Here is a 23,414-nt window from a genome sequence, read left to right on the forward strand (position 1 = left end):
CATGCAAAAGCAAAAAGGAGCAGTGCTGCTGGTTTGCCTGATCGCACTCCTGGCACTCACCGTGTTGGGGGTTACGGCGATGTCCGGCAGCACCCTGCAGGAGCGTATGGCCGGCGGCGCGCGGGACTACAACGTGGCGTTCCAGGCGGCCGAGAGCGCCTTGCGGGTGGGCGAGGCCTATGTGCGACAGCAGGTGGAAGCCAGCGTCGATCCTACCCAACTGTTCCTGGCGAGGACCGATTGCCCGACGGTGACGGCTACGCAATGGACCCCTCCCGCCGAACTTCACAACAAACCGCGGCAGCCGGTCTGTCAGGTTCGCAACTTTTATGGAGCGTCGGGCGGCGCGACCAGCTTCGTCTGCGAAACCGACGGTTCGATTGCCGAGAACCGGGCGTTCGATTGCCTGAGCCGGACCTATCTGTTCAACGTCGAGGCCACCGGTTACGCCGGCGGGGATGCCGAAGTGCACCTGCGCTCCACCGTGGCCATTGCCATCCGCAGCCAGAACTGATCGAAGGAAGACACGGATGATCCGCTCGAAATATGCGTTTGCGGTACGGGCACTGGTGGCCGGCCTGCTGACTTTTGTGGTCAGCCACAGTGCCCTGGCAGCATTCGTGCCTGGGCAGGTTCCGTTGAACCTGGGTGGCCAGGTCGAGCCCAACCTCATGTTCATCCTGGATGATTCGGGCTCGATGCGCTGGGGCTTCCTCCCGGATGAGCTCAAGCCCGCGTATCTGGAGCGCACGGGCGGATGGTACGAGCGGCGGGAGTGCACGGGGCGGGGCAGCTATGCCGGCAAGAACCTGCATTTCTGCTCGAAGGCAAGTCATCGCTACCTGGCTTCCAGCCACCTGAACAAGTCCTACTACAACCCGGCCGTACAGTACCTGCCGCCAGTCAAGAGCGACGGCCAACGCTATGCCAACGCAACCTTCGTGGCCGCATTCGTGGATGGTTATACGGGGGGGCAGACGGTCAACCTCGGCAATGACTACATGGCGATCATGGATGACTACTTTTCGCCCAATAGCTATGAGTGCTTGAACAGGCGTTGCAGCAACGTCGAGTACTACAACGGTTTTGCCGTGGGGGCGGAGAGTGGCGCTGGTGCCGCTTTCTATTACGAATTTGTCGGAGGGGGTAGCTGTGCCAGCAATCCTCGCCAGGATGCCTGCTATGCCGAGCGTAGCGTGGGCGCCGCCGAGCAGCAGAACTTCGCCAACTGGTTCTCCTACTATCGGACTCGCATCATGTCGGCCAAGGCCGGGGTCAGCCAGGCGTTTTCCGCGCTTCCCGGGGACATCCGGGTTGGTTATGGCGCGATCAACCTGACCGATACCCTGGCGCGCGGCGTACGTCGATTCGAGGGGACCGGGCGCTCCGAGTTCTATGACTGGCTGTTTGCGGCCAACGCCTCAGGGGGTACGCCCCTGCGCAAGGCGCTGGGTGATGCAGGCGAATATTACTCGCGCAAGGACGAGTCGGGGCCCTGGAGTTCGACGCCGGGCCAGACCGGCGGCAAGGAATATGCCTGCCGCCAGAGCTACACCATCCTGACCACGGACGGATACTGGAACGGTGACGCGGCCTCCAGGGAGGGCGCGCGCGTCAACGTGGATAACAGCAACGGCCCGACCATCAGCGGACCAGATGGGCAGAGCTATCGTTATGTGCCCAAGGCGCCTTTCAGCGACAGCTCGGAGAACACCCTGGCGGACGTCGCCATGTACTACTGGAGTCGTGACCTGCATAACACCCTGGCCAACCGTGTGCCGACCGATCCGGCCGACCCGGCGTTCTGGCAGCACATGGTGACCTTCGGGGTCGGTCTGGGCATGAGCGGGACCGTCGACCCGCAGGCCGCGTTCGCCGCCGTCAAGAATGGCGCTTCGGTGACCTGGCCAAGCCCGACCGGCAGCGAGCCGGCGAAGCTGGATGACCTGTTGCACGCGGCGGTGAATGGTCGGGGTGGTTTCTTCAGCGCCCAGGACCCGCAGCAGTTCGCCAGCGCCCTGGGTGAGACCCTGGCGTCGATCAGCGATCGTACCGGGTCGAACACCTCGGCCGTGCCCAATGCCCGCCGTCTGGACAGCAACACCCTGGTCTACGAGGCCTTCTATACCAGTTCGGACTGGTCCGGAAAGTTGCTGGCGAAAAAGCCCATGCAGACCAGCGCCGGCATCGTTTTCGAGGAGGTCTGGGAGGCGGGGCAGAAGTTGGGGCTCAGCTCGCGTAGCCTGTTCACCCACGATGGCGCGGCGGGCACCAACCATGGCCAGGCATTGAACTGGAGCAGCCTTAGCGCAGCGCTCAAGGTGCATTTCAACGACGATGAGGCGCTGTTCAACTACCTGATGGGCAGCCGCACGAACGAGGCGCCGGCCGGCAGGAGGTTCCGCAAGCGCGCCACCCTGCTCGGCGATATCGTCAACTCCACCCTGGTGTTGGCTAACAAGCAGGACTGGGGCTTCCATGGGCGGGTACCCGTAGCGAGCGGCGAGCAGACCTACGCCGAGTTCGTCGCCGCCAAGTCGAGCAAGCCACCGGTGCTGTTCGTCGGCGCCAACGATGGCTTCCTGCACGCCTTCAACGCCAACAATGGCAATGAATTGTTCGCCTACATGCCCAACGGCGTCTTGGGTAACGTCAAGCTCCTGGCCAATAGCGACTACAAGCACCGCTACTTCGTTGATGGGAAGCTGCACATCCGCGATGCCCGTCTCAATGGTGCATGGCGTACCGTGCTCCTGGGTAGCCTCGGGGCCGGTGGGAAAAGCGTCTTCGCCCTGGACGTCACGGACACCTCCGGCACGGGCTTCAGTGCCAGCAAGGTGCTGTGGGAAATCAAGGATGATGCCGATCTGGGCTACAACTTCGGCGAGCCATTGGTTGGGCGCATGAAGGACGGCAGTTGGGCGGCGATCTTCGGTAATGGACACGGCAGCACCAATGATGACTCGGTGTTGTTCGTCGTCGATCTGGCTACCGGTGCTGTGAACAAGATTCGTGCGGGCCAGGCCACGGGCGGCCTGTCCAGCCCGTCCTTCGTGTATGCCACCGACAGCTCGGGCAACATCTACGTGAAGGATGTGTATGCCGGCGATCTGAGCGGAAACCTGTGGAAGTTCAACCTCAAGGGCAATGGTTCCGGTGTTGGCGATTTCGAGGTCAGCCTGAGCTCAGGCAACAAACCGCAGCCGCTGTACGTTGCTACAGATACCGCGGGCACGCGCCAACCGATCACCGTCAAGCCGGAAATCGCCTACCACCCGGATGGCGTGTCGCAGGGCGTCGTCGTCTACTTCGGCACCGGCCGGCTCTATACCGCGAGTGACGTGGTCGACGCGTCCAAACAGAGCCTCTACGGCATCTGGGACAAGCTGGCGAGCAACGGCTCCTCCACCGCTTTCAGTGGCCGTTCGAACCTTGACCAGCGCTCGATCCTGTTCGAGGGCGAGGCCTTCGATCGGGATGTGCGGGTACTCGACGCACCGGCCACCGCCATGGACTGGAGCAACAAGCGTGGCTGGTATCTCGATCTGACCTCTCCGGTCAAAGGTGCCCAGGGCGAGCGGGTCATTTTCGCTCCGCGCATCCTGCTCAATCGACTGGTCATCGAAACCGCCATTCCGTCTTCCGACCCCTGCCTGGCTGGTGGCTCCGGCTGGACAATGGTGCTCGACCTGGCGACTGGCGGGCGGCTCAACTATGTCCTGCTGGACCTCAACAAGGATGGCAAGTTCACCGACGCGGACATGGTCACCGTCGGTGACCAGAAGCTTCCACCGTCCGGTATCGGATCTTCCGGAAGCATACCGACAGGTTCGTTCGACCTGATCGACCCGCAGAAGTACTGGTTGTGCCGAGGCACGGGCGTGGATGACTGCATTCCGGCCGCCAATACCATCAATGTTCTCGAAGGCCGTCAGTCCTGGAACCAGATTCGATGAAAAGCAGCAAGGCGTTCACCCTGATTGAGCTGATGATCGTGCTAGTGGTAATCGGCATCCTTGCCGCGATCGCGTATCCCAACTACACCGAGTATGTGCGGCGGGGCAAGCGGGCCGAGGTGAAGGCCGCCTTGATGGAGGGTGCGCAGGCGCTGGAGCGCTATTACTCCACCCACGGCTCCTACCTGGGCGCCGAAGGCAACCTTGCCGATACCTTTGCTGCCCAGGCGCCAGCTTCGGGGGCGGCCAACTACACCATCGCCGCCCAAGGTGCCCCGGCCGCTACCACCTACCAGCTGCGGGCTACCCGCGCCGGCAGCATGGCCAATGATCCGTGCGGCGACTTCCAGCTCAGCCACACCGGCGAGCGTACGCTGGCCAATGCCACGCGCACGGCGGCCCAGTGCTGGTAGTGGGGCGCCGCCTTCCCGGACGGGCTACTTGACGGTACGTTCGCCTGGAGCGGCGGCGCTGGGCGTCAGTCGATGCCCAGCTTCTTCAGGCGATAGCGCATCGAGCGGAAGGTCAGGCCCAGGCGCTGTGCCGCGGCGGTGCGGTTCCAGCGGGTTTCTTCGAGGGCCTGCATGATTAGCTTGCGTTCGATGTCTTCCAGATAGTCTTCCAGGTTGTCGATCTGCGCCAGGTTGGCCTCGCCGCCTTCTGCCGCGCCGCTGGCATCGGCCAGGCGCAGGTCGCGTGCCTGGATCTGGTCGTCCTCGCACAGGGTGTAGGCGCGCTCGAGCATGTTCTCCAGCTCCCGGACGTTGCCGGGGAAGCGGTAGCACTTGAGCTTGTCCAGCGCTTCGGGGGAGAGGCTTGCCGCTGGCAGCCCGCTCTGCTGGGTCAGACGCTTGAGCATGGTTTCCGTCAGCAGCGGGATGTCTTCGCGGCGCTCGCGCAGCGGCGGCACGCTGAGTTCGATGACATTGAGGCGGTAATAGAGGTCCTGGCGGAAGCGGCCTGCCGCGACTTCGGCAGCGAGGTCCTTGTGGGTAGCGCTAAGGATGCGCACGTCCACGCCCCCTTCCAGCTGGCCGCCCACCGCGCGCACGGCCTTCTCCTGGATGGCGCGCAACAGTTTCACCTGCATCGCCAGCGGCAGGTCGGCCACTTCGTCGAGGAAGAGGGTGCCGCCATTGGCGGCCTGGAACAGACCCTGTTTGTCTTCCACGGCGCCGGTGAAGCTGCCTTTCTTGTGGCCGAAGAATTCGCTTTCCATGAGCTCCGACGGGATGGCGCCACAGTTGACCGGCACGAAGGGACGCTCGGCACGCGGGCCCTGATCATGGATCAGTCGCGCCACCAGCTCCTTGCCGCTGCCGGACTCGCCGCTGATGTACACCGGCGCCTGGCTGCGGGCGAGCTTCTGGATCTGCTTGCGCAGGGCGGTCATGGGCGGCGAAGTGCCCAGCAGGCGGCCGTCCACTGGGACTTCGCCGTCTTCCGGGGTGCTCAGGCGCAGGGCAGTGTTGACCAGTTCCCGCAGACGGCCGAGATCGACCGGCTTGGTGACGAAATCGAAGGCGCCGGCCTTGAGGGCGTTCACCGCGGTATCGAGGCTGCCATAGGCGGTGATCATCGCCACCGGGACCATGGGGTGGCGCTGCTGGATGTACTGCACCAGTTCCAGCCCGGTCCCATCGGGCAGGCGCATGTCGGTCAGGCACAGGTCGAAGGGTTCCCGTGCCAGCCACTCGCGGGCCTCCTTTATGTTGCGGGCGCTGCGGGTGTCGAGCTTCATCCGTCCGAGGGTGATTTCCAGCAGTTCGCGGATATCGGGCTCGTCGTCGACGATCAGGGCTCTCTGTCGGGTCATGGTCAGCTCAGTTTGCGCGGGTGTGCGAAGGTGATGCGGAAGCAGCTGCCAACTGGCTCGCGCGGTTTGTAGTCGAGTCGCGCCTGATTGCTTTCGCAGAGTTCGCGGGAAATGTACAGGCCCAGGCCAGTGCCCTTGCTCTCCGTGGTGAAGAAGGGCTCGAAGATGTTGTGCACCTGCTCGGGCGCTACGCCTTCGCCATCGTCCTCGACCTCCAGCACTGGCAGGTCGCTTTCCGGGTCGCGGAACAGCTTGAGCCAGACCTGGCCCTGACTGTGCTGCTTGGCGCTGTAGCGCAGGCCGTTCTGCACCAGGTTGGTCAGCACCTGGGTCAGTTGGTGCGGGTCCATGCGGGTTTGCAGGGTGCTGCCAAGGGTGGTCAGGTGCAGGGTCTGGTTGGCGCCGGAGGTGCTGCGGAACTCGCTGGCGAAGCGGGTCAGCCAGTACTTGAGGTCCAGCAGTTGCGGTTCCGACTGGCGGCGGCGGGACAGTTGCAGGACGTTTTCGATGACCAGGTTCATGCGCCGCGAGTGATCCTGGATGATCTGCGCCAGGCGTCTATCGGGGCCCTGGAGTTCTTCCGATTCCTGCAAGAGCTGGGCGGCGTGGCTGATGGCGCCCAAGGGGTTGCGGATTTCGTGGGCGATGCCCGCCGTCAGGCGGCCCAGGGAGGCAAGCTTGAGTTGCTGGGCCTGCTGGGCGATCTGGGAGATGTCTTCGAGGAACACCAGGGTGTTCTTTTCGTTGCCCCGCTGCAGGTGGACGAAGCTCGGCTGCAAGGTCGGGCCGTCGGCAAATGCCTGGATGCTCTGGGGGCGTAAGGTCGGGTTGGCCAGCCACTGCTGAAGGCTTGCCAGCAGTTCGCGGCACTGGGTGTCCAGTGGCCGGCCCATCAGGTTGTCCTTGCCCAGCAGTGTCTGGGCGCCATTGTTGGCGAGCAGGATCTGGTTCCGCGGGTCGAGCACCAGGATGCCGGTGCGCATGCGTTCGAGAATCTGCGCGTTGAGCGCCTCCAGGTTGGCGACATCGGCGGCGCGTTGCTCGGAGAGGGTTTCGCTGAGTTGCAGGCGGCGGCTCAGGCCCTGGATGAACAGCGCGGCGGCAAAACACAGCGCACCAAAGCCGCCGGCCTGGACGAACTGGCTGGCAGCCTGCGGATGGCTGAGGCTGAGGTAGAAGGTCAGGTAGATCAGCCCGATGGTCGCCACAGCCGCCACCAGCAATCCGATGCGGCCCCGCAACAGGATGTTGGAGATGGCCACCGACACCACCATGAGGTTGGCGATGCCGCTGGGCGTGCCTCCTCCCGCGAAGAACAGGCAGGACAGCAGCAGCACATCGACCACTGCCAGGCTGAATACCTGCACCATGCTTCGGGGGCGGGGGACCAGCGCGGCGATCAGGGTATTGAGGATCAGGTAGAACCAGCTGGCGTTGCGGAACAGTTCCGGTCGTGCCAGATCGAGTAATTCGTCATCCAGCTCGCTGGAGATCAGTACCACCAGTGCAACGCCGATCAGCAGCCGGTACAGGCTGTACAGGCGGAAGATGCGGCGTCCCTGGGCGCTGAGTGCACTGGGTAGGGACAGGCTGTCAGCGCTCACCGGAGCTTCGGTCCTGTTCCAGGTGGGCCTTGCTGCAGTACCAGCGGTCGTCCTGGGACAATGCATGGGCCCGGGGCACATGCACACCGCACTGGGCGCAGCGCACCATGGGCTGGGTGTCGTCCTGCTGGCGCGGCTTGGGGCGGGGCGTCGAAGGGGTCTTGAAGCGTCGCCACAGCCAGATGGCGGCGAAGATCACGGCAATCCAGAACAGCAGGCGAAACATGCCGAAGGTGCTCTCTACTTGATGGAAAGCTGGCAGTTTAGCCAAGCCGGTTGTCCGCGCACAGAGACCGGCCGCACGCTGGCGCTTCTTGCCGGGTATTCGCTGTGGTCGCGGCGGAGTATGGTGGCGTTTAGTGGCTTCAAAGCCCTGGACAACACTCGGGAGGCGGCCATGCGCCAAAGCCTGCGAATCGTGATGGCCCAGCTCAACCTTCGCGTCGGTGACGTGCAGGGTAATGTCGAGCGGATCATCGAGGATGCGACCACGGCGCGCGAGGCCTGGGAGGCAGACGCCATTGTATTTCCCGAACTCTCCTTGTGCGGCTATCCACCGGAAGACCTGCTACTGCGGTCCAGCATGCAGCGGCGTATCGAGCAGGGCCTGCAGCGGCTCCGGGATGAGGTCCGTGGCATCTATCTGGTGGTCGGGTATCCCTGGCTGGAGGATGAACGGCGCTACAACGCCTGCGCCGTGATCGCCGATGGCCAACTGCTGGCGACCTACTACAAGCAGCATCTTCCCAACTACCGAGTGTTCGACGAGAAGCGTTACTTCGAGCCTGGCCACCAGCCCTGTGTCGTGGATATCAAGGGTGTGCCGGTGGCGCTGTCGATCTGCGAGGACATCTGGTTTCCCGAACCGATGGCCCAGGCCCGTGACGCCGGCGCGCAACTGATGCTCAGCCTGAACGCCTCGCCGTTCCACCTGGACAAGCAACTGGAGCGCGAGGAAGCCCTGGCTGAGCGGGTTGCCGAAGGCGAGATGCCGGTGATCTATGTCAACCAGGTCGGCGGCCAGGACGAACTGGTGTTCGACGGCGGCAGTTGCGTCATGGATGCCGTTGGCCTGATCTGCCAGCGGGCGCCGGCCTTCGCGGAGGGGCTATATCCGGTTGATCTTCAATTGCAGGGAGGGCGCTGGGTGCCGCGCCGGACTCATTGCGCCGAGCTGCCGGAACTGGAAGCGAGCGTTTACCAGGCGCTGGTGGTGGGTGTGCGCGACTATGTGCAGAAGAACGGCTTCAAGGGTGTGGTGCTGGGGCTGTCGGGGGGCATCGATTCGGCGCTGACGCTGGCGGTCGCCGTTGACGCCCTTGGCCCGGAACGCGTCGACGCCGTGATGATGCCATATCACTACACCGCGCAGATCAGCCTGGAAGATGCCGAGATCGAAGCACGCCTGCTGGGCGTCGCGTATCGGGTGCTGCCCATTGCGCCGATGGTGGACAGCTTTCAACAGGTCCTGGCGCCGATATTCGATGGACATGCCCGTGACGCCAGCGAGGAGAACCTGCAGGCACGGTGTCGTGGAACCCTGCTGATGGCGATCTCCAACAAGAAAGGCAGCCTGGTGCTGACCACTGGCAACAAGAGCGAACTGGCGGTGGGCTACGCGACGCTTTACGGCGACATGGCCGGTGGTTTCGACGTGCTCAAGGATGTGCCCAAGACCCTGGTGTTTCGCCTGGCCGAATACCGCAATAGCCTCGGGCCGGTGATTCCGCCCAGGGTGATCGAGCGTCCGCCGTCGGCTGAGTTGGCGCCGGGGCAGCAGGATGAGGACTCGCTACCGCCCTACGCGATGCTGGACGAGATACTGAAGCTCTATATCGAGCATGACCTGTCGGCCAACGCGATCATTGCCGAGGGTTTCGACGAGGATGCGGTGAACCGCGTGCTGAGCATGGTCGACCGTAACGAGTACAAGCGACGGCAGGCAGCAGTCGGCGTGCGGGTGACTCAGCGGGGCTTCGGTCGGGACAGGCGATACCCCATCACCTCCGGCTGGAGACTGGGGGAATAGGGCGGGGAGAAACAGGTGGCCTTTAAGCATTGGAGGGGGGTGTGCAGCCCCCAGGTTGGCGCCTCGTAGCTGGAGGAAGTCCGGGAGCGGCGGCTGGATTTCCCTGGGCTCCATCCGGGCTACGAGGCTGTGACGACTCAAGTTGTCTGGATCGTAAGATGGAGCCGAGCAGGTAGGGTGCGCTGTGCGCACCAAGGGTTGAGCGAGGTGCCGGGGGTGAACCCGCGATCGGTGTGCATGGTGTTCAGCCGGGATAGATGGGTAACGCTTGTCGGGAGACATGGGTAACGGGTTGATGATCATGTTTTGCCCGGTCTCAAGTCGACTTGGCGCAGGATCTTGTGGATGAACACCACATCGTAGACGCCATCGACGGCGGTGGGGCGGAGAGCGACGCGTTCCCCGTACAGCCCCCCGCCGACGAACAGGCTGCGTCCCTGGAAACTGACCTGGCCGACGCGGCCGACCTTGAGCACCCGGTCGCCCGGTTCGTAGTCCAGTTCAGGCAATTGCTCCGGGTAGCTGCGCCGGCTTGGCTGGTAGCGCGTGATCGGTGGCAGTTGGCCCAGCGCCTCATGCGGGCGGTCGTGGTTGTACTGCTCCCGCCAGTGCGCCATCGCCTGCTGGCAGTGCGCCAAGTCGCGAAACGAGCGCTGCAGTAACTCGCGCTTGAGTGTCTGGTGGAAGCGTTCCAGCTTGCCCTGGGTCTGCGGATGATGAGGGCGGCTGTGGCTGACCTCGATGCCGAGCCGCATCAGCCAGACCTCCAGGGCGGACAGGCCGCCCGCGATGTTCGAGCCCCAGGGCGGACCGTTGTCGGCGGTGATCCGGCGCGGTAGGCCATAGCGGCGAAAGACCTGGATCAGGTGCGGTCGAACCAGTTCGAGGCGCTCGCCCTCGCAGGCCTCCAGGCAGAGGGCAAAGCGTGAGTGATCATCCAACAGCGTCAACGGGTGGCAGCGCGACGAGCGGCCGTCGGCGAGCGGGAAGTGGCCCTTGAAGTCCATCTGCCAGAGCTCGTTCGGCTGGCAGTGCTCGAAGCGCTGCGTGGCCGGAGCTTCGGCCTCCTCGGCGTGGTAGCGCACCCGGCAACCATGGCGGCGGAGGATGGCGTCGAGGGTGCTGTGGTGGGGACGCTCGAACGCGGCCGGCAGCAGGCCGCGCAGCTTGCGGGCGCCCCAATACGGGAAACGGTGGTGCAACTGCACCACCGCCTGTTCCAAGTCCGGGTCGCTGCGCCCAGGGCTGTGCAACGGCCGGCGTGAGCGCTCCTGCAACCCCGCATCGCCGTGCTCGCGGTGGCGCTGTAACCATTTGTAGGCGGTTTTCGGGCTGATGCCGTAGCGCCGACACAGCTCCCGCACGTTGCTCTGCGGTTGTTCGGCCAACCGCACAAACTCGCGTCGAATCGACATGGTGGTGCACTCCTGCCACGGCATCGCTCGAACTCCAGAGTCGAAGGATTCCGTAAGCCTAAATGCGTTACCCATGTCTCCCGACACCCGTTACCTATGTCCCCCGGCTGAACACATGGTGCACCCTACGGCGGGGTCCGAGTCGCGTAGGTAGGTCGTGTCCCCTTATAGGGGCCAAAGCAAGTCCACGTTCTACGAACGTGGTTCTTTACTCGGGCTACCGAGCCGGGGGAGTAGGGCGGGGAGAAACAAAAAAGGAGGCCATGGCCTCCTTTCTTGTATGTGGCGCTGTATCAGTCGAACAGGCCGAAGGTCATGTAGCTGAACCAGGAACGGTCGCTGCTCTTGGCTTCGGATTGAGGCTCTTCTTCCTGCACTTCGTCGCGGTTTTTCGGCAGCAGTTCGTCCGGAATCTCTTCCTTGGCGTTCTCGTACTGCTTGATCACGTCCTGGGCGGCGCGGGTTTCGCCCGGCGGCAGCGGCGCTTCGCTCTCGATCAGGCCCAGGGTGGCCTTGGCCAGCCAGGAACGGTTGTCGGCTTCTTCTTCGCGCGGCACGAACTGTCCGTCTACCAGCGTAGGGTGGTCCGGGTAATTGAGCTTCAGGGTTTCCAGGCTGGAAGCGGCGAGGTCGTTCAGGCCCAGGCGCTGATAGGACTCCACCATGACGGCCAGGCCATCGCCCACGGCGGGGGTTTCCTGGAAGTTTTCCACCACGTAGCGGCCGCGGTTGGCGGCGGCGACATAGGCCTGGCGGGTCAGGTAGTAGTGGGCAGCGTGGATTTCGTAGGCGGCCAGCAGGTTGCGCAGGTAAATCATGCGCTGTTTGGCATCCGGGGCGTAGCGGCTGTTCGGGTAGCGGCTGGTGAGCTGGGCGAACTCGTTGTAGGAGTCACGGGCGGCACCCGGGTCACGCTTGGTCATGTCCAGCGGCAGGAAGCGCGCCAGCAGGCCACGGTCCTGTTCGAACGAAGCCAGGCCCTTCAGGTAGTAGGCGTAATCGACGTTCGGATGCTGCGGGTGCAGGCGGATGAAACGCTCTGCAGCGGACTTGGCGGCTTCGGGTTCTACGTTCTTGTAGTAGGCGTAGATCAGTTCCAGCTGGGCCTGCTCGGCGTAACGGCCGAAGGGATAGCGGGATTCCAGGGCCTTCAGCTTGGCAATGGCGGGGGTGTAGCTGCTGTTGTCCAGGTCGGCCTGGGCCTGCTGATACAGCTCGGCTTCGCTCAGGTTCTCGTCCACCACTTCTTTGTTGGAGGAACAGGCGGCGGTGAGGGCGAGAGTGGCGATCAGCAGCAGGTGTTTCACTTGCATGGCGGCTTGCGTCCCTGTGACGGCTGGCTGTCTTGGCTGGAGCCGTCCTGTTATGATGGGCGCCCCGGAAGCCCCGGGACAAAGACGCGGTATTTAACCACAAGCGCGTAGCTGAAACCAAAGGCTGCGCCCCCTCCGTTTTCGAGCATGTCTTCCATTATCAAGCAGGTCATCCAACTCAGCGCCGAAGTGCCGTCCGAACTGGGCGGGCAACGTCTTGACCAGGTCGCTGCGCAACTATTCTCCGAGCACTCCCGTTCCCGCCTCGCCGGCTGGATCAAGGACGGCCAACTCACCGTCGACGGCAGCGTGCTGCGTCCGCGCGACATCGTGTATGGCGGCGCACAGCTGCAGCTGAATGCCGAGCAGGAGTCTCAGGGCGAGTGGGTGGCCCAGGATATCGAGCTGGATATCGTCTATGAAGACGATCACCTGCTGGTGCTGAACAAACCGGCCGGCCTGGTGGTGCATCCGGCTGCCGGGCATGCCGACGGCACCCTGCTCAATGCCTTGCTGCACCACGTGCCGGGGCTGGCCAATGTGCCGCGCGCCGGCATCGTCCATCGTCTGGACAAGGACACCACCGGCCTGATGGTGGTGGCCAAGACGCTCGAGGCCCATACCAGCCTGGTGGCTCAATTGCAGGCGCGCAGCGTGAGCCGCATCTACGAGGCGGTCGTGGTCGGCGTGATCACCTCCGGTGGTAAGGTAGACGCCCCCATCGGCCGCCATGGCCAGCAGCGCCAGCGCATGGCCGTGGTTGCCGGCGGCAAGCCCGCGGTCAGCCACTACCGGGTTCTGGAACGCTTCCGCTCGCACACCCACACGCGGGTAAAGCTGGAGACCGGCCGTACCCACCAGATCCGCGTGCACATGGCTTATGTGAACTTTCCGCTGGTAGGCGATCCGGTCTACGGCGGGCGCTTCCGCATTCCGCCGGCGGCCAGCCCGACCCTGGTTCAGACGCTCAAGGAGTTCCCGCGCCAGGCGTTGCATGCGCGCTTCCTCGAACTGGACCATCCGGTGAGCGGCGAACGCATGAAGTGGGAATCCCCGCTGCCTGACGATTTCGTCTGGCTGCTGAGCCTGTTGCGCCAGGATCGCGAGTCCTTCGAGCAATGAGCGGCTGGCTGACGCCCGATTGGCCTGCCCCGGCGCGGGTGAAAACCTGCGTCACCACGCGAGCCGACGGATTCAGTCTGCCACCCTATGAAAGCTTGAATCTCGGCGACCATGTCGGGGATGACCCGCAGGCCGTCGAGCGCAATCGTGAACGCCTCATCGCCGCCCTGGGTTGCCGTCCCGCCTGGTTGAGCCAGGTACACGGCGTGCGGGTGGTCGAGGCCGAGCCCGGTCGAGTGGATGAGGCTGACGCCAGCTGGTCCGCCACGCCGGGAGTGGCCAGCGCGGTGCTCACCGCCGATTGCCTGCCGGCGCTGTTCTGTGATCGCGCTGGCACTCGCGTCGCTGCGGCCCATGCCGGCTGGCGCGGGCTGGCCAATGGCGTACTGGAAGCCACGCTGGAGGCGATGGCCCAGCCGCCCGAAGACGTTCTGGTCTGGTTGGGTCCGGCCATCGGCCCATCGGCCTTTGAAGTCGGGCCAGAAGTGCGTGAAGCGTTCGTTGCCCGCCATCCCGAGGCGGAGCAGGCCTTCAAGGCCAGCGCCAACGAAGGGAAGTTCATGGCCAATATCTATCAACTGGCGCGCATCCGACTGGCGGCTCGCGGTGTGCATGCCGTCCATGGCGGTGGCTTCTGCACCGTCAGCGATCCTCGCTTCTACTCCTATCGCCGCGCCTCGCGCACCGGTCGCTTTGCCAGCCTGATCTGGTTGGCCGACTGAGGCTCTTGCCTTCTCTGTAGATACCGTCTTGTTTTTTACTTCGCAATAGCCCGTTTGGGATCAAACGGCTTGCCTGATTTAAGTACGCCATAAGCGATGCATAGCAGCTTGCGCATGGCTGCGCAGACGATCTGTTTGCCGGCCTTACCGGCGCTGCGCATGCGCTCGGCCAGCGCGCGGATAGCTGGGTTGTAGGTCAGGGATACGACGGCTGGCAGATAGAGTCCTGCGCGCAACCTGGCAGAGCCCATCCGCGAGATACGAACATGGCCCTTGAGCGTGCCTGAGTCTTGCAACTTCGGGTTCAGTCCTGCAAAGGCGGTGACCGCTCGACTGTCCTCAAAGCGCTGGATATCGCCAAGCTCGGCCAGCAAGAGTCCCGCGGTTCGGTCTGCAATGCCATCGATGCTCTTGAGCAGGTTCCGCTGCCCCTTGAGATCATCGTTGTCGTCGAAGTGTTTTTCGATCGCCGCCAGCGTGTCCTGGATCTGTTGGCGGATGTGCTTGAGCATCGACTGAATCAATTCAATAGCTTTGTCATCATGCGTCACATCCAGGCGGTTTTGCTCCATCTGCTCCAGCTCCTGAAGATCTTTCAGGCGGTGCGTAAGTGCTCTGAGGCGGCGAATCTTCGGCTTTTCAGGCTCCCAGGCACGCAGCTTGTCCTGATGCCTGCGGCCGTACTCTGCAATCATCTTGGCATCGACCTTGTCGGTCTTCACGCGCTGCAACTGGCTACTGGCGTAACGCGCCGTCTGGCTAGGGTTTAGCACGCAGACCTTGTAACCCCGTTCGTACAGCCATTGGGCAAGGGCCTCGTGGTAAATACCTGTCGCTTCCATCACGACCCAGGCCTGCGGCTCTGCGTACTTACTCAACCACTGCTGCAAAACTTCGAAGCCGCCCTGGTCATTGCCCAGCTTGGCCTTGGTGCGGTACTTGCCGTTGGCTTGCAAGGTGGCGATATCGAATGTGTGCTTGGCAATATCAATGCCGATAACAACTCCCATCATGTCCTCCTGTGAAGGGCTGATCGTCACTGCATCCGTCCTACCTTGTTGATGCGAGCTCAAAGCTCTGGATACCGTTCGGACTTACTGGATGAGTGCGGAGGAGCGCAGCGCAATCTACGTTACAAGCTCGAGGCTTTAGGGTGGACACGGCTTGCGGTTCCTCCCCCGATGATCAGTCGGGGACTATCGCCTCTGAGGAGGCTCAAGTCGAGATACAAGGGTGGACCTCGCTTCATCGGTCCACCATTCGCGGCCTGGTTTGGCGTCGATGGTGGATAGAAAAGCGCTATCCACCCTTGGCTACTGGGCCCCTCGTCTGTGAGAGCGAATTCATTCGCGAATAAATTCACTCCTTCCGTCAGCCAGCCGGAATGCCTCATGACACCGATCAATCTCATAAAGGTTGAATCGCCCAGAATCGCCCCTATCTAAGCTTCATCCCGGCGGGCTTTTCGTGTCTGGCGCCACCATCGCGCCAGCCCGCTATCTGAAGGAAGGACGAACCTATGCGAATCGACCGTTTGACCAGCAAGCTGCAACTGGCATTGTCCGATGCCCAGTCCCTGGCGGTTGGCCACGACCACCCGGCCATTGAGCCTGTTCACCTGGTGCTGGCCCTGCTTGACCAGCAAGGCGGCTCCATCAAGCCCCTGTTGATGCAGGTGGGCTTCGACCTGGCAGCCCTGCGCCAGGGCATGACCCGTGAACTCGATCATCTGCCGAAGGTCCAGAATCCCACGGGCGACGTGAACCTGTCCCAGGACCTGGCGCGCCTGCTCAACCAGGCGGATCGCCTGTCCCAGCAGAAGGGCGACCAATTCATTTCCAGTGAGCTCGTTCTGCTCGCCGCGATGGATGAGAACACCCGGCTCGGCAAGCTCCTGCTTGGCCAGGGCGTGACCCGCAAGGCGCTGGAGAATGCCATCGCCAACCTGCGTGGCGGCCAGGCGGTGAATGATCCCAACGTCGAGGAGTCCCGCCAGGCGCTGGACAAGTTCACGGTCGACCTGACCAAGCGCGCCGAAGACGGCAAGCTGGACCCGGTGATCGGCCGCGACGATGAGATCCGCCGCACCATTCAGGTCCTGCAGCGGCGCACCAAGAACAACCCGGTGCTGATCGGCGAGCCCGGTGTCGGCAAGACCGCCATCGCTGAAGGCCTGGCCCAGCGCATCGTCAACGGCGAAGTGCCGGATGGCCTCAAGGACAAACGCCTGCTGTCCCTGGATATGGGGGCGCTGATCGCCGGCGCGAAGTTCCGCGGCGAGTTCGAAGAGCGCCTGAAGGGCGTGCTCAACGAGCTGTCCAAGCAGGAAGGGCGCGTCATCCTCTTCATTGACGAGCTGCACACCATGGTGGGTGCCGGCAAGGCCGAAGGTGTCATGGATGCCGGCAACATGCTCAAGCCGGCCCTGGCTCGCGGCGAGTTGCACTGCGTCGGCGCGACCACGCTGGATGAGTACCGCCAGTACATCGAGAAGGATGCCGCGCTGGAGCGCCGCTTCCAGAAGGTGCTGGTGGACGAGCCGAGCGAGGAAGACACCATCGCCATCCTGCGTGGCCTCAAGGAGCGTTATGAGGTGCACCATCAGGTGAGCATCACCGACGGTGCCATCATCGCGGCCGCCAAGCTGTCGCACCGCTACATCACCGACCGCCAGTTGCCGGACAAGGCCATCGACCTGATCGACGAAGCCGCCAGCCTTATCCGCATGGAAATCGACTCCAAGCCAGAGGCGCTGGATCGCCTGGATCGTCGCCTGATCCAGCTGAAGGTCGAGCGTGAGGCGCTGAAGAAGGAAGAGGACGAAGCGGCGAAGAAACGCCTGGCCAAGCTTGAGGAAGACATTCTGAAGCTCGAGCGCGAGTACGCCGACCTTGAAGAAATCTGGAAGTCCGAGAAGGCAGAAGTGCAAGGCTCGGCGCAGATCCAGCAGAAAATCGAGCAGGCTCGCCAGGATATGGACGCCGCACGTCGCAAGGGCGACCTGCAACGCATGGCAGAGCTGCAGTACGGCGTGATACCGGATCTGGAACGCAGCCTGCAGATGGTCGATCAGCACGGCAAGACCGAGAACCAGCTGCTGCGCAACAAGGTGACCGACGAAGAAATCGCCGAGGTCGTCTCCAAGTGGACCGGCATTCCGGTGACGAAAATGATGGAAGGCGAGCGCGAGAAGCTGCTGCATATGGAAGAGGGCTTGCACAAGCGGGTCATCGGCCAGCATGAAGCGGTGGTCGCCGTTGCCAACGCCGTGCGCCGGTCCCGCGCCGGCCTGGCCGACCCGAACCGGCCGAGCGGCTCCTTCCTCTTTCTCGGCCCCACTGGCGTGGGCAAGACCGAGCTGTGCAAGGCACTGGCCGAGTTCCTCTTCGATACCGAGGAGGCCCTGGTGCGCATCGACATGTCCGAGTTCATGGAAAAACACTCCGTGGCCCGCCTGATTGGTGCCCCGCCGGGCTACGTCGGTTACGAGGAGGGCGGCTACCTGACCGAAGCGGTGCGCCGCAAGCCTTACTCCGTCGTGCTGATGGACGAAGTGGAAAAGGCTCACCCGGACGTGTTCAACGTGCTGCTCCAGGTGTTGGAGGACGGCCGCCTGACTGACAGCCACGGCCGCACGGTGGACTTCCGCAACACGGTGGTGGTGATGACCTCCAACCTGGGCTCTGCGCAGATTCAGGAACTGGTGGGTGACCGCGAGGCGCAGCGTGCCGCAGTGATGGACGCAGTGAGTACGCATTTCCGCCCCGAGTTCATCAACCGGATCGACGAAGTGGTGGTGTTCGAGCCCCTGGGGCGCGACCAGATCGGTGGGATTGCCGAAATCCAGCTGCAACGCCTGCGCAAGCGCCTGGCCGAGCGCGAACTGAGCCTGGAACTGAGCCCGGAAGCGTTGGACAAGCTGATCGCCGTGGGTTACGACCCGGTCTATGGCGCACGTCCACTGAAGCGGGCGATCCAGCGCTGGATCGAAAACCCGCTGGCTCAGCAGATCCTCGCTGGCGAGTTCGCTCCCGGCGCGACGGTCAGCGCCAGGGTGCAAGGTGAGGACATCGTCTTCAACTGAGCGGTAACGCTGTTCACATAAGAAAAAACGCCGCTTGTCCTTCAGGAGGACGGCGGCGTTTTTGGTTTTGCATCATCAGAAAGTTGTTTATCCGAGGCATGCATCCCTCGTAGGCGCGAGCTCTGCTTGCGAACCCGCCTCCTTCGCGAGCAGAGCTCGCTCCTACAGGGCCTTCAGCTCGGTAGCCCGAAGGATGGACGGCATTACCGCGATGCGGGGCTTTTTCGTGCCGGTGGCAACTCAGGGCGCACGGATGAGCTCCAGCAGGGCCTCCAGGGCGGCTGCCTGATCCTCGGCCAGGTCGATGATATGAAAGCCTGCCCAGCAGTTACGCTGGTCTTCACCCGAGCGCGTCCACAGGCAGTCGGCTCCAAGGCGGATTTCCTCCAGTCCCTCGGCCCAAGTCAGGGGCACCAGCCGGCATTCCCAGACCGAATCGGCAGTGAGCGGCAGTTCGCTCAACACCATGAAACCATCCATCGACAGGTCGACGATACGGCCCAGGCGTTGCCCTGAATGCAGATCGAATACTTCCAGCTGGAGCTCTGTGGCATGGCGGCCGTGCTGGCGACGTTCTTCCATGTTCAACTCCTAGTGCGGGCTCAGGCGGTGCGGCCGGTAAAGCGCTGTAGCACCCGGTAGATCGCGCCGAGGGCGCGGTCGACCAGGGGCGTGCTGCGCTCCGGCGGGACCAGCCGAGCCAGTCCTTGCTCCATGTCCAGGGCCAGCTGGGTAATGGGCATGATCGCCACGCGCTGGCCGCTGTGGTCGACGAACATGTAGTTTCGGGTGGTCGGGCTGTACCAGGACAGTTTGAGGGTCCGCGTCTCCGGGCCGTCGACGAACTCGAACCAGGTGCCGAACTCCAGCCGCGCCAGTTCCTTGATCAACGCCAGGGCGCGAGGGGTAAGGCTGACCGGACGCCGGGCGTTGGCCAGTTCCGCATCTTCACCAAGCATTTCTCCCAGCTTGCTTTCGGGCAGAGGGCTGTCGATACGCGCGGCGACCTGGGGTTGCTGGGATTGAACGGCATGCTGGCAGGCCACGAGATCCTGGAGCAGGCGGCGTATGCCGTCTTCGTGGTAGCCACCCAGGAGCTCAAGGCCCTTGCGCAGGTCTTCGAGCAGGGGGATGCGCAGTTGCTGGAGGCGGGTGCGGCCTTCATCGTTCTGCGGGGTACCGCTCCAGGCAAGTTGCTCGGCCACTTCCACCGAACGCTGCCATTCATTGCTGCGGTCGCCGTGGCGGAGCAGCACGAAGACCAGTACGTCGGTCCAGGTGAGTTCCAGGAAGTGCTGGATGATGCCGGGCAGTTCGCGGCCCTCCAGTGCCCGGCTGATGACGTCCACGGCCTGTTGGCGTGCGCCCAGCAGTTTGTCGCGGCCCTTGGCCGCTTCCACGGCGCGTTGCTCGCGCAGTTCCACCTTGTGGCGCAGGGTGCCGGCGTACTCGTTGAACTCGTCCAGCAGACTGTCGAACAGCAGCAGGTCGCCGCTGAAGCCATGGACCACGCGTTCCACTACCCAGTGCATCTTGGCCAGCAGACCGCGTTCCTCCCCTTCGCCGGCATAAAGGACGCCGGCTTGGGCCATGCTGTTGAGCAAGCGGCGGGCGGGGTGGTGGTGCTGGGTGAAGAGTGCCTTGTCCTGCAGGGCGACTTTCAGATAAGGCGTGTGCAGGTGGGAAAGGGCGGTCTTGTAGATGTCCGCCAGGTTGTCGTCGTCGAGAATGAAGTCGAAGAGCATGCCCACCAGGTCGATCACGTCCGCTTCGTAATCGGACAGTTTCTGCTGGCCCGGCAGGCGGCTGTGGCTTTCCAGTTGTTGCTGCAGGTCGGCCTTCAGGCCATCGACGCGCTGCGGTTGGCGCAGCTTGCTGGCAAGGTCCTGGGCCGATTGCTGTTGCAGGCGGTTCAGGGCTTCCAGCAGCTCGGCGGCGCTGTAAGTACGGGTTGCGCCGCGCGGCGCGAAGCTGGAAATGCTGGGCGTACCACCAGGCAGCGGGGCGTCATTGTGATGCAGCCGGCGCTCGCCGAGCAGCGCGGCCAGGCCGCTGAACAGCTGGCCAGGATCTTGAGGCGGTGCGCCCGACAGGTCCAGGGGGCCACTGGCTGGGGGGCTGGTTGCGGGGCTGGCTGTGGCGCTGGTCGTGGGCTGCGCAGTCGGCGTGGCCGGTTGGCTCGGGGGCGCCTGTCCTGCGGTCGAGGATTGCGGGTGAGGCGCGCTGGTGGAGCGCTGAACGCTGTACTTGAGGTTAGGCAGCACGCCAGCCTGGACCAGCCGCTGATTGAGCGACTCGTAGACGCTGTCCAGCCCGAGCATCACGTGCTGGTCGAAGAGCATATAAAGGATGGTCTTGATCCGCAGCGGGAACGGACAGGGTTGCAGGGCCTCGCGGAAGGCCAGTGCCACCGCCTGCGGACCGAAAGGGTTGTCATCGTCCCCGAGCTTGCGTCCGCCATTGAGTACTGCCAGGCGCTGGTCGAGGGCAAACAGGGCTTGCGCGCAGCGTGCCTTGACCCGACTGACCATATTGGTGACCAGCAGGCTTTCCTCGTACTCCTCGTTCTCCATCAGTTGAAGGTGGTCAGCGTCCAGTTCACCGGCCTTGAGTTCGGGCTTCAGCTTGCCGCTGAGAAAGTCCTCGAAGTTCTTGGCGATGCGCTGGTGGTAGGCGCGTTCTACCTGGGGGCGCTGCTTGCGGATATCCCGCATGCTGTCGAAGAAGAGGGTCTGGACCTGATTGTTCTCGGCCTTCTCGGCGCACTCGAAGAGCGTGTCGTCGACCTGGCCGAACATACCGGTCAGATGTTCCGCCAGCCGGTTCATCACCAGCTTGCGGCAGCTTTGCACCAGTTCACCGAAGCGCGGTTGTATGCCGCGGCTGGCCAAGGTCGTCACGGGGCCGTGAGGGGGCGGGGGTCGATCCTGATTACTCATAACTGTCCTGTAGGGAGACAGGCCGCGACCACGACCTGCAACGATCTCGCCACGGCTCAGGTATAGCACTCGGCGGTTCTTCTGCAAATCATTGTCAGAATTCGTTTTTTGGGGGTTGACAGTCTGTTCTGGAACCGTAAAATGGCGCGCCTCTGAAGCGCTAAACCAAATCGGTGAGGCGAATAAGAGTTGGAAGATCGAAGTTCCGCGATAGCTCAGTCGGTAGAGCAAATGACTGTTAATCATTGGGTCCCTGGTTCGAGTCCAGGTCGCGGAGCCAACTTCCAGACGGGGTATAGCGCAGTCCGGTAGCGCGCCTGCTTTGGGAGCAGGATGTCGGGAGTTCGAATCTCTCTACCCCGACCACCTCACATTTGGGTCGTTAGCTCAGTCGGTAGAGCAGTTGGCTTTTAACCAATTGGTCGTAGGTTCGAATCCTACACGACCCACCATAAAAGACCTCGCACGAGGTCCGAAGAAGCGGTAAGGCGAAAGCCTTACCGCTTTTTTGTTTGTCCCGGTTTTCCGGAATCGCAACGGAGTGCGGCAAGAGATGGAAATCCGACATGCGGACTCCCGCCTCGCCAAGGGCTGCGCAGCAGCCCCGTAGGTTGGCGCAGAGCGAAGCGAAGCCCAACATGGCCATGTATCAACCCCTGCGCCGCGCGCACCAATGCCGCGGCGTGAGGGTCGCGGTGCGCGCAGCGCACCCTACGCGAGGGTTCCCTGCTCGGAGGCTTTGGCCCGCGCTGACCTCGATTGGTGGGCTGGAATTGCAACGGGATGCGCCTGGGGGCGGTCAGTGCAGCTTCAGGCGCGGGTCCGTGCTGCGCCCAATCCGGTCGCTGAGCATCAGCAGGAGGGTGCGGAAGCCGCCATACAGCGCCATCTGATGCATCCGGTAGAGCGAGATGTAGAACATCCGCGCCAGCCAGCCTTCCAGTTTGACGCTACCCATCAGGTTGCCCATGAGGTTGCCCACGGCGCTGAAGCTCGACAGCGAGATCAGTGAGCCGTAGTCCTTGTACTGGTAGTCCGGCAGTGGCTGGCCCTGCAGGCGCAGCTTGAATGACTTCACCAGCAGCGATGCCTGCTGGTGCGCGGCCTGGGCGCGCGGCGGCACGTTGCGTTCGCTGCCATCGCCCAGGGGGCAGGCTGCGCAGTCGCCGAAGGCGAAGATGTCGTCATCATGGGTGGTTTGCAGGGTTGGGCGTACCACCAGCTGATTGATACGGTTGCTTTCCAGGCCATCCAGGTTCTTGAGGAAGGCCGGCGCACGAATACCGGCGGCCCAGACCTTGAGGCTGGCGGGGATCGACTCACCTTGAGCGGTCAGCAGGCCGTCCGCGGTGACTTCCTTGACGGCCGCGCCGGTCATGACGGTGACGCCCAGCTTTTCCAGGGTGCTGTGCACCGGCGCGCTGATGCGCTCCGGCAGGGCGGGCAGCACGCGAGGGCCGGCCTCGATCAATGTGATGCGCATGTTTTCCGGCTGGATGCGGTCCAGCCCGTATGCTGCCAGTTCGTGGGCGGCGTGGTGCAGCTCGGCCGCCAGTTCGACGCCCGTGGCACCGGCGCCGACGATGGCAACGCTGATCTGCTCGCTCGCGTTCTGCTGGGCATGGGCGCGCAGGTAGTGGCTGAGCAGATTGCGGTGGAAGCGTTCGGCCTGCTCGCGGGTGTCGAGGAAAATGCAGTGCTGGGCCGCGCCTTCGGTGCCGAAGTCGTTGGTGGTGCTCCCGACCGCAATGACCAGGCTGTCATAGTCGAGCTCGCGGGCAGGCACCAGCTCGCGCCCGTCCTCGTCATGGGTGGCGGCCAGCTGGATGACCTTGCGCTTGCGGTCCAGTCCGCTCATGCGGCCGAGCTGGAACTCGAAATGGTTCCACTTGGCCTGGGCCACGTAGTTCAGCTCGTTCTCGGTGGAGTTCAGCGAGCCGGCAGCGACCTCGTGGAGCAGCGGTTTCCAGATATGGGTCAGGTTGGCATCGGCCAGCACAATCTTGGCCAGGCCTTTCTTGCCGAGGGTTCTACCCAGACGGGTAGCAAGCTCCAGGCCGCCGGCGCCGCCGCCGACGATCACGATGCGATGGGACATGGGAAGGTCTCACAAGGCTATAGGAATTCGTTGTCGCCGAGGGCGAGCGCAGGAGGCAGCTCATAGCACCAGTCGGCTCAGGAGGCGGCTCAGGATGCCCAGGGCGATGACGATGGCCAGTACGATCCACAGCAGGCGCCAGGGGCGGAACGGCTGGCGTTCCACCTGGTGCTGGGGCAGGTTCAGGTACTGGTCGACCTTTTGCTGGTCTTCGGGCGTCAGGCGGCTGGGCATGGGGGCCTCGACTCTGGAGTGGTTGGCATTCTAGCTGGCGAATTCGCTGGCGCTCAACGCGCAACGGGGATTTTTGCGCGCG

At 63.5% G+C, this 23,414-nt stretch carries 17 protein-coding genes and 3 tRNA genes; 10 read left to right on the top strand and 10 right to left on the bottom strand.

All coding sequences use genetic code 11. The annotated features are described in order from the left end of the window. Window position 1: 1 nt before the first annotated feature. Genes THL1_RS04935 through THL1_RS04945 form a run of 3 tightly spaced genes read left to right on the top strand, consistent with a single transcriptional unit; the run spans window position 2 to window position 4,369 of the window. Window positions 2-514 (top strand): pilus assembly PilX family protein, encoded by a 513-nt coding sequence (locus THL1_RS04935; protein WP_083245822.1) that lies wholly within the window; start codon window positions 2-4, stop codon window positions 512-514. 16 nt (window positions 515-530) lie between these two features. Beyond that, a complete protein-coding gene (locus THL1_RS04940; protein ID WP_069082221.1) occupies window positions 531-3,956 on the top strand; it encodes a pilus assembly protein in 3,426 nt (1,141 codons plus the stop codon). After that, window positions 3,953-4,369 carry a type IV pilin protein gene (locus tag THL1_RS04945; RefSeq protein WP_069082222.1) on the top strand — a complete coding sequence of 139 codons (417 nt, stop codon included), beginning with the start codon at window positions 3,953-3,955 and terminating at the stop codon, window positions 4,367-4,369. Before THL1_RS04940 ends, THL1_RS04945 begins: the two co-directional genes overlap by 4 nt. Window positions 4,370-4,434: 65 nt before the next feature. Here THL1_RS04945 and THL1_RS04950 read toward each other — a convergent pair whose 3' ends face one another. The 3 genes from THL1_RS04950 to THL1_RS04960 are packed head-to-tail and all read right to left on the bottom strand — an operon-like array spanning window position 4,435 to window position 7,602. After that, complete coding sequence (locus THL1_RS04950) at window positions 4,435-5,772, bottom strand: sigma-54-dependent transcriptional regulator (RefSeq protein WP_069082223.1); 1,338 nt, start codon at window positions 5,770-5,772, stop codon at window positions 4,435-4,437. Between the two features lie 2 nt (window positions 5,773-5,774). After that, window positions 5,775-7,376 (bottom strand): sensor histidine kinase, encoded by a 1,602-nt coding sequence (locus tag THL1_RS04955; RefSeq protein WP_069082224.1) that lies wholly within the window; start codon window positions 7,374-7,376, stop codon window positions 5,775-5,777. After that, window positions 7,366-7,602, bottom strand: coding sequence for a PP0621 family protein (locus THL1_RS04960; RefSeq protein ID WP_069082225.1), 237 nt, complete (start codon window positions 7,600-7,602; stop codon window positions 7,366-7,368). Before THL1_RS04960 ends, THL1_RS04955 begins: the two co-directional genes overlap by 11 nt. A gap of 171 nt (window positions 7,603-7,773) precedes the next feature. Here THL1_RS04960 and THL1_RS04965 point away from each other — a divergent pair, with 171 nt between their 5' ends. Then, complete coding sequence (locus tag THL1_RS04965) at window positions 7,774-9,405, top strand: NAD+ synthase (RefSeq protein WP_069086411.1); 1,632 nt, start codon at window positions 7,774-7,776, stop codon at window positions 9,403-9,405. Window positions 9,406-9,704: 299 nt separating this feature from the next. Here THL1_RS04965 and THL1_RS04970 read toward each other — a convergent pair whose 3' ends face one another. Further along, a complete protein-coding gene (locus tag THL1_RS04970) occupies window positions 9,705-10,844 on the bottom strand; it encodes an IS481 family transposase (protein WP_069082226.1) in 1,140 nt (379 codons plus the stop codon). A gap of 269 nt (window positions 10,845-11,113) precedes the next feature. Then, complete coding sequence (locus tag THL1_RS04975; protein WP_069082227.1) at window positions 11,114-12,133, bottom strand: outer membrane protein assembly factor BamD; 1,020 nt, start codon at window positions 12,131-12,133, stop codon at window positions 11,114-11,116. Window positions 12,134-12,280: 147 nt separating this feature from the next. Between THL1_RS04975 and rluD the strand changes: the two genes are divergently transcribed. Next, a complete protein-coding gene (gene rluD / locus THL1_RS04980) occupies window positions 12,281-13,255 on the top strand; it encodes a 23S rRNA pseudouridine(1911/1915/1917) synthase RluD (RefSeq protein ID WP_083245824.1) in 975 nt (324 codons plus the stop codon). Next, on the top strand, window positions 13,252-13,977 hold the full coding sequence (pgeF, locus tag THL1_RS04985; protein WP_069082228.1) for a peptidoglycan editing factor PgeF: 726 nt from the start codon (window positions 13,252-13,254) through the stop codon (window positions 13,975-13,977). Before rluD ends, pgeF begins: the two co-directional genes overlap by 4 nt. Window positions 13,978-14,012: 35 nt before the next feature. Here the strand turns inward: pgeF and THL1_RS04990 are convergent, their stop codons facing one another. Continuing rightward, a complete protein-coding gene (locus THL1_RS04990) occupies window positions 14,013-15,017 on the bottom strand; it encodes an IS110 family transposase (RefSeq protein ID WP_237234771.1) in 1,005 nt (334 codons plus the stop codon). Between the two features lie 479 nt (window positions 15,018-15,496). Here THL1_RS04990 and clpB point away from each other — a divergent pair, with 479 nt between their 5' ends. Then, window positions 15,497-18,061 carry an ATP-dependent chaperone ClpB gene (gene clpB, locus THL1_RS04995; protein ID WP_069082230.1) on the top strand — a complete coding sequence of 855 codons (2,565 nt, stop codon included), beginning with the start codon at window positions 15,497-15,499 and terminating at the stop codon, window positions 18,059-18,061. Between the two features lie 240 nt (window positions 18,062-18,301). Here the strand turns inward: clpB and THL1_RS05000 are convergent, their stop codons facing one another. Together THL1_RS05000 and THL1_RS05005 are read right to left on the bottom strand one after the other, a co-directional pair. Next, window positions 18,302-18,643 (bottom strand): PilZ domain-containing protein, encoded by a 342-nt coding sequence (locus THL1_RS05000; RefSeq protein ID WP_069082231.1) that lies wholly within the window; start codon window positions 18,641-18,643, stop codon window positions 18,302-18,304. Window positions 18,644-18,663: 20 nt separating this feature from the next. Next, window positions 18,664-21,000: a DUF1631 domain-containing protein gene (locus THL1_RS05005; RefSeq protein WP_069082232.1), complete on the bottom strand. Its 2,337-nt coding sequence runs from the start codon at window positions 20,998-21,000 to the stop codon at window positions 18,664-18,666. 204 nt (window positions 21,001-21,204) lie between these two features. Here THL1_RS05005 and THL1_RS05010 point away from each other — a divergent pair. The 3 genes from THL1_RS05010 (at window position 21,205) to THL1_RS05020 (ending at window position 21,452) form a co-directional block, all read left to right on the top strand. After that, window positions 21,205-21,280: transfer RNA gene (locus tag THL1_RS05010), tRNA-Asn, on the top strand. 9 nt (window positions 21,281-21,289) lie between these two features. Then, window positions 21,290-21,366: transfer RNA gene (locus THL1_RS05015), tRNA-Pro, on the top strand. 10 nt (window positions 21,367-21,376) lie between these two features. After that, window positions 21,377-21,452, top strand: a tRNA-Lys gene (locus tag THL1_RS05020). Window positions 21,453-21,799: 347 nt separating this feature from the next. Here THL1_RS05020 and THL1_RS05025 read toward each other — a convergent pair. Both THL1_RS05025 and THL1_RS05030 read right to left on the bottom strand, forming a co-directional pair. Further along, window positions 21,800-23,098, bottom strand: a complete 1,299-nt coding sequence (locus THL1_RS05025; protein WP_069082233.1) for an NAD(P)/FAD-dependent oxidoreductase — start codon at window positions 23,096-23,098, stop codon at window positions 21,800-21,802. Between the two features lie 60 nt (window positions 23,099-23,158). Beyond that, complete coding sequence (locus THL1_RS05030; protein ID WP_069082234.1) at window positions 23,159-23,332, bottom strand: DUF3094 family protein; 174 nt, start codon at window positions 23,330-23,332, stop codon at window positions 23,159-23,161. Window positions 23,333-23,414: the final 82 nt, after the last annotated feature.

The organism is Pseudomonas sp. TCU-HL1, from assembly GCF_001708505.1.
Taxonomy (GTDB): Bacteria; Pseudomonadota; Gammaproteobacteria; order Pseudomonadales; family Pseudomonadaceae; genus Metapseudomonas.